Annotated in this window: 4 protein-coding genes and 2 pseudogenes; all 6 read left to right on the top strand. The window is 72.0% G+C overall.

What is annotated here, in order from left to right:
• Window positions 1-374: pseudogene (locus ACOJSN_RS00355) on the top strand (NAD kinase); the annotation flags it as partial.
• The gene (recN, locus tag ACOJSN_RS00350) at window positions 371-2,089 is read left to right on the top strand and encodes a DNA repair protein RecN (protein ID WP_420110522.1); all 1,719 of its coding nucleotides are present in this window, start codon (window positions 371-373) and stop codon (window positions 2,087-2,089) included. The pseudogene ACOJSN_RS00355 and the gene recN, both read left to right, overlap by 4 nt.
• A gap of 5 nt (window positions 2,090-2,094) precedes the next feature.
• Window positions 2,095-3,288 carry a putative cytokinetic ring protein SteA gene (gene steA / locus ACOJSN_RS00345; RefSeq protein ID WP_420110521.1) on the top strand — a complete coding sequence of 398 codons (1,194 nt, stop codon included), beginning with the start codon at window positions 2,095-2,097 and terminating at the stop codon, window positions 3,286-3,288.
• A gap of 40 nt (window positions 3,289-3,328) precedes the next feature.
• Window positions 3,329-4,354 (top strand): copper transporter, encoded by a 1,026-nt coding sequence (locus ACOJSN_RS00340; protein ID WP_420110520.1) that lies wholly within the window; start codon window positions 3,329-3,331, stop codon window positions 4,352-4,354.
• Window positions 4,351-5,184: a hypothetical protein gene (locus ACOJSN_RS00335; RefSeq protein WP_420110519.1), complete on the top strand. Its 834-nt coding sequence runs from the start codon at window positions 4,351-4,353 to the stop codon at window positions 5,182-5,184. Before ACOJSN_RS00340 ends, ACOJSN_RS00335 begins: the two co-directional genes overlap by 4 nt.
• A pseudogene (locus tag ACOJSN_RS00330) lies at window positions 5,181-5,474 on the top strand (virulence factor MviN); the annotation flags it as partial. The gene ACOJSN_RS00335 and the pseudogene ACOJSN_RS00330, both read left to right, overlap by 4 nt.

Genomic DNA, 5,474 nt, shown 5'->3' with positions numbered 1-5,474 from the left:
GCTGCGACGGGGTGGTGCTGGCCACGCCGACCGGCTCGACCGCCTACGCCTTCTCGGCAGGTGGGCCCGTGGTGTGGCCGGACGTCGAGGCGATGCTCGTGGTCCCGATCAGCGCGCATGCGTTGTTCGCGCGGCCACTCGTGGTGGCTCCGACCTCCACCATGGCGGTCGAGGTGCTCGCACGCAGCTACTCCGGGGCCCAGGTGTGGTGCGACGGGCGCCGTCGCATCGACGCACCGCCGGGCTCGCACATCGAGGTCGTGCGCGGTGCTGAACCGGTGCGGCTGGCCCGTTTGCACACGGCTCCGTTCACCGATCGTCTCGTGCGCAAGTTCGACCTGCCCGTCTCCGGCTGGCGGGGTGGCGGCTCGTGATCCGCGAGCTGCGCCTGACCGACCTCGGGGTGATCGCTGACGCCACGATCGAGCTCGGCACCGGGCTCACAGCGATCACGGGGGAGACGGGCGCGGGCAAGACCATGCTGCTGACCGGTCTCGGACTGCTGCTCGGGGGGCGCGCCGATCCCGCGGCCGTGCGCCCCGGCGCCAAGCAGGCCGCGGTCGAGGGCAGGCTGGTCCCGGCCGGCGACGCGGTCGCCATCGCCGAGGACGCCGGGGCGATGCTCGACGAGGGCGAGCTCGTGGTGGTCCGGACTGTCGCCGCCGAAGGACGCTCCCGTGCCCACCTGGGCGGGCGCTCGGTCCCGATGGGAGTGCTCGCCGAGATCGGGGCCGAGCTGGTCACCGTGCACGGTCAGTCGGACCAGGTGCGGCTGCGCGCTCCCGCGCAGCAGCGAGCTGCACTCGACGCCTACGCGGGCGAGCAGCAGGCCGCGGCGCTGTCGGAGCTCGCCACCGCCCACGAACGGCGACGCGCGCTCGAGGCCGAGCTGGAGCGCTGGGACGGCGAGGTCGCTGCCCGGGCAGCCGAGCTCGAGCAGCTCGAGGCCGCTCTGGAGCGCATCGACGCAGTGCAGCCGGTCGCCTGCGAGCTCGACGAGCTCCGCGGCGAGACCGAGCGGCTCGACAACGTCGAGGCGTTGCTGGAGGCGGCTACGACCGCGCGTGCGGCGCTCGACGACGAGGATGGCGGAACCGGCGGCGCGATGCTCGCACTGGATGCCGCCCGGCGTGCCCTGGAGTCCGGAGCGGCCCACGACGCCACGTTGGGCGACTGGGCGCAGCGGGTGGCCGAGGCGATCCACCTGCTCAACGACGTCGTCACCGAGACGGGCTCCTACGCCGCCTCCCTCGAAGCGGACCCGGAGCGACTCGCCGCCGTGCACGAGCGCCGTGCGGCCCTGACCGACCTCGTGCGCAGCTACGGAGGCAGCGCGGACGAGCCGGACCCGCTGCTCCCGGTGCTCGCGTACGCCGAGACCGCGCGGGCGCGGGTGACCGAACTGACTGCGCCCGGCTCGGGCCGTGAGGCCCTTGAGCACCGCGTCGCCGAGGCGAGAGAACGAGAGCGGACCGCTGCCGCCGTTGTCACGGAGCATCGCTGCACTGCGGCGAGCGGCCTCACCACCCAGGTCGATGCCGAGCTCGACGGGCTCGCGATGCGTGGCGCGCATCTGCAGGTGGAACTGCTGCCGCGCCCGGAGATCGGGCCGAACGGCGCCGAGGACGTCGAGCTGCGGCTGCAGCCTCACCCGGACGCACCGGCACGCCCGATCGCCAAGGGCGCATCCGGCGGTGAGCTCTCGCGCATCATGCTCGCGCTGGAGGTCGCCCTCGCGAGCCGCCGCGCCGCGACGGGCACGCTTCCGGTGTTCGTCTTCGACGAGGTCGATTCCGGCGTGGGTGGCCGCGCCGCGACCGAGGTGGGGCGGCGATTGGCGGATCTCGCTCAGCACACCCAGGTGGTCGTCGTGACGCACCTCGCACAGGTGGCTGCGTTCGCCGACACCCAGCTCGTGGTGAGCAAGAGCAGCGACGGCGATCGGGTGGCCACGACCGTGCACGAGGTGACGGGCGCCGACCGGGAGCGGGAGCTCGCGCGCATGCTCTCCGGCGAGGAATCCGAGGCAGCACGCAGGCATGCCGCCGAGCTGTTGGAGCGGCCAGAACGCGCCGACGTGCGACGATAGCGGCAATGCGCCCGCTGTTGTCCCGACGTCAGCGCGCCCGAGATCACGAGGATGCCTCGCTCGGGCGCGTCCGCGTGGACCCCTCGACGAAGACCCTCACCAAGCGGCTGGAGGCGGGCGACGTCGCGGTGATCGATCACGTCGACATCGACCGGGTCTCGGCCGAGGCGTTGGTGAAGGTCGGGCCCTCCGCCGTGCTGAACGCCGCCCGATCAACCTCGGGCCGGTACCCGAACCTCGGACCCGACATCCTCGTGTCCGCCGGCATCCCGCTCATCGACGACCTCGGTCCTGCCGTGATGCAGCTGACCGAGGGGGACCGCGTCCGTATCGACGAGGCCACCGTGTTCGACGCCACGGGATCGGTGATCGCCGAGGGCACCCGTCAGTCCGAGGAGACCATCGCGGCGGACCTGGCGCACGCGAGAGAGGGGCTGTCGGAGCAGATCGAGGCGTTCGCCACGAACACCATGGATTACATCCGCCGCGAGCGGGAGCTGTTGCTCGACGGCGTCGGCGTACCGGAGATCGCCACGGAGATCGCCGACCGGCATGTGCTGATCGTGGTGCGGGGCTACTCCTACAAGGAGGACCTCGCGATGCTCAGGCCGTACATCCGCGAGTACCGGCCGCTGCTGATCGGCGTCGACGGCGGAGCCGACGCGATCCTGGAAGCCGGGCTCAAGCTCGACATGATCGTGGGCGACATGGACTCGGTCTCGGACAAGGCGCTCACCTCCGGCGCCGAGATCGTGGTGCACGCCTACCGTGACGGTCGCGCGCCCGGGCAGGACCGTGTCGAGCAGCTCGGCGTCGAGCCCGTCGTGTTCCCGGCCACGGGCACGAGCGAGGACGTCGCGATGCTGCTCGCCGATGACAAGGGTGCCGAGCTCATCGTCGCGGTCGGCACGCACGAGACCCTGGTCGAGTTCCTCGACAAGGGGCGTAGCGGCATGGCGTCGACGTTCCTCACCCGGTTACGCGTGGGCGGCAAACTGATCGATGCCAAGGGCGTCTCCCGGCTGTACGAGCACCGCGTCTCCAGTGTGCAGGTCGGCCTCCTGTTGTTGGCAGGGTTCGCTGCGCTGGTGACCGCACTAGCGGTGACCCCGACCGGACAGGCGTTGTTCGCCGTCGTCCTCGCACGGCTCGACGACCTGCTGTCCTGGTTCCGTAGCCTCTTCGAGGCGATCTTCTGACGGCGGCGCTCGCGCCGCTGCCACAACCGTACGAGGGCCCATGATCGACTTCCGCTATCACATCGTCTCGCTGATCGCCGTGTTCCTGGCGCTCGCGGTCGGCGTCGTGCTCGGCGCCGGACCGTTGCAGGGCTCGATCGGCGACCAGCTCACGGTGCAGATCGAGCAGCTGCGCCAGGAGAAGGAGGAGCTGCGCGTCCAGCTGGAGCAGTCTCAGGAGCGAGGCGAGGAGCTCGGCACCTTCGTGGACGCGACGTCGCAGCAGCTGCTCGAGGAGATGCTCACCGGCGTCGAGGTCGCGGTCGTCGAGACCGCTGACGCCGATGGTGCGATGACGGAGGCGCTGCTCGAGCGGGTCGCGCAGGCGGGCGGCACCGTGGCGGGACACGTGCGCCTGACGCAGCGCTGGATCGATCCTGCCGACGCGGCGCTGCGCGATGCGACGGCGAAGGATCTCGCTGCGCAGATGACGGTGCCGCCACCGGCCGAGACAGCCACGTCACAGGTGTTGGGTCTGGTGCTCGGGCAGGCGCTGACGCAGCGTGACGCGACGGATGTCGATCAGCTCAGCGAGGTGGCGAGCGGGTTCTACGGATCGCTTCGCGAGGCGGACCTGGTCGCGGAGCAGCAGGCGCCGACGGCCCCCGCCGATGTGGTGCTGGTCGTCGCCCCGGCGCCCGTGGTCGACTCCGACCCTGACGCGTCCTATCTCGGGATCCAGACCGCGACCGTCACCGGCCTCGCAGGCACGAACGCCGTCGTGGCCGGTACCGCCACCGGTCCGGGCGACCTGATCGCGGCGATCCGGGCGAACGACGAGGCGGCTGCGGCCGTGAGCACTGTTGACAGCGTCGACTACGTCAGCGGCCAGATCACCGCAGTGCTGGCGCTCTCGGCACTGTCACGCGACGCTGGTCCCGGGCACTACGGCACGTCCGCCGACGCGGAGTCGGTGTTGCCGGTGGTGCCGGAGCTGCCCGAGGACGATCCCCACGCCGACGCCGAGGCAGAACCGACCGACGGGACCGACTCCGGTGATGACGCGACCGAGGAGGCCACCGAGTGAACCGCGTCGCAGTAGGTCTGCTTGCTGCCGCTGTGACGGCCGGGACCGCAGCGGTGCTCCGCTCACGCCCACCGGGTGGCCGCGCGCGCTGGCAGCGCACCAACTTTCGTAGCAACGAGGTCGATCTGCTCGGCGGGGTGGCCACGGCCGCCGGCACCGTGTCCGGGGCAGTCGCGACCGGTGGCGCGGCTGGTGCGGGCGCCGCGCTGGTGGCCGCGACCGGGGGCGTGCTCGGAGCCCTCGATGACGCCGACACGACGTCGACGTCGAAGGGCCTACGTGGTCACGTCCGAGCCCTCGGCGACGGCGAGGTGACCACCGGGCTGCTGAAGCTGGTGGGGATCTCATCGGCCGCGCTGGCCGCGGCAGGGATCGCGACCGGCTACGGGCGCCGAAGCGCCGACGGCGGATGGCTCGCGCGCACCGTGGATGTGGGCGTGTCCGGGATCCTGATCGCCGGCACCGCGAACCTCGTCAACCTGTTCGACCTGCGACCCGGTCGCGCGCTGAAGCTGGTCGGCGCGATCTGTGCGCCGCTGGCGGTGGTACCCGGCCCGAGCGGCGCGGTGGCAGCGGCCGGTGTGGGTGCCGTGGCGGCGTCGTGGGAGGGCGACCTCGCCGAGGAGACGATGCTCGGGGACGCCGGCGCCAACGCGCTCGGTGCGGTCGCCGGTACGGCGCTCGCGTTGGTACCTCTCGCGCGGGTCCGACACGTCGCCACGGTGGTCGTGGTGAGCCTGGTGCTGCTCAGCGAGAAGGTCAGCTTCACGCAGATCATCGCCCGGACACCGTGGTTGCGCGCGATCGACGACTGGCAGCGCGCGGGGTGACCGAGCAGCAGGCCCGGCGCCGCTCGCTGCTCGCCGGCGTCGCGGGCGCCGCGGGGTCGATCGCCGTACTCACGGTGATCTCCAGGGTGCTGGGCTTCGGGCGGTGGATGGCGCAGTCGGCCACCGTGGGCCCGACCGTGACCGGTGACGCCTACGCGGCTGCGAACCTGTTGCCGAACGTCCTCTACGAGGTGGTCGCAGGCGGGGCGCTGGCCGGCGTGGTCGTGCCGCTGCTCGCGGCGCCGATCGCGAAGAAGTTGCGCGGCCAGGTCGATGAGGTGGCCTCGGCG

The organism is Pseudactinotalea sp. (assembly GCF_048594945.1).
In the GTDB taxonomy this organism is placed as follows: Bacteria; Actinomycetota; Actinomycetes; order Actinomycetales; family Beutenbergiaceae; genus Pseudactinotalea.
Note: the sequence above shows the minus strand (reverse complement) of the source record. Positions and strands in the feature narration are given on the sequence as shown.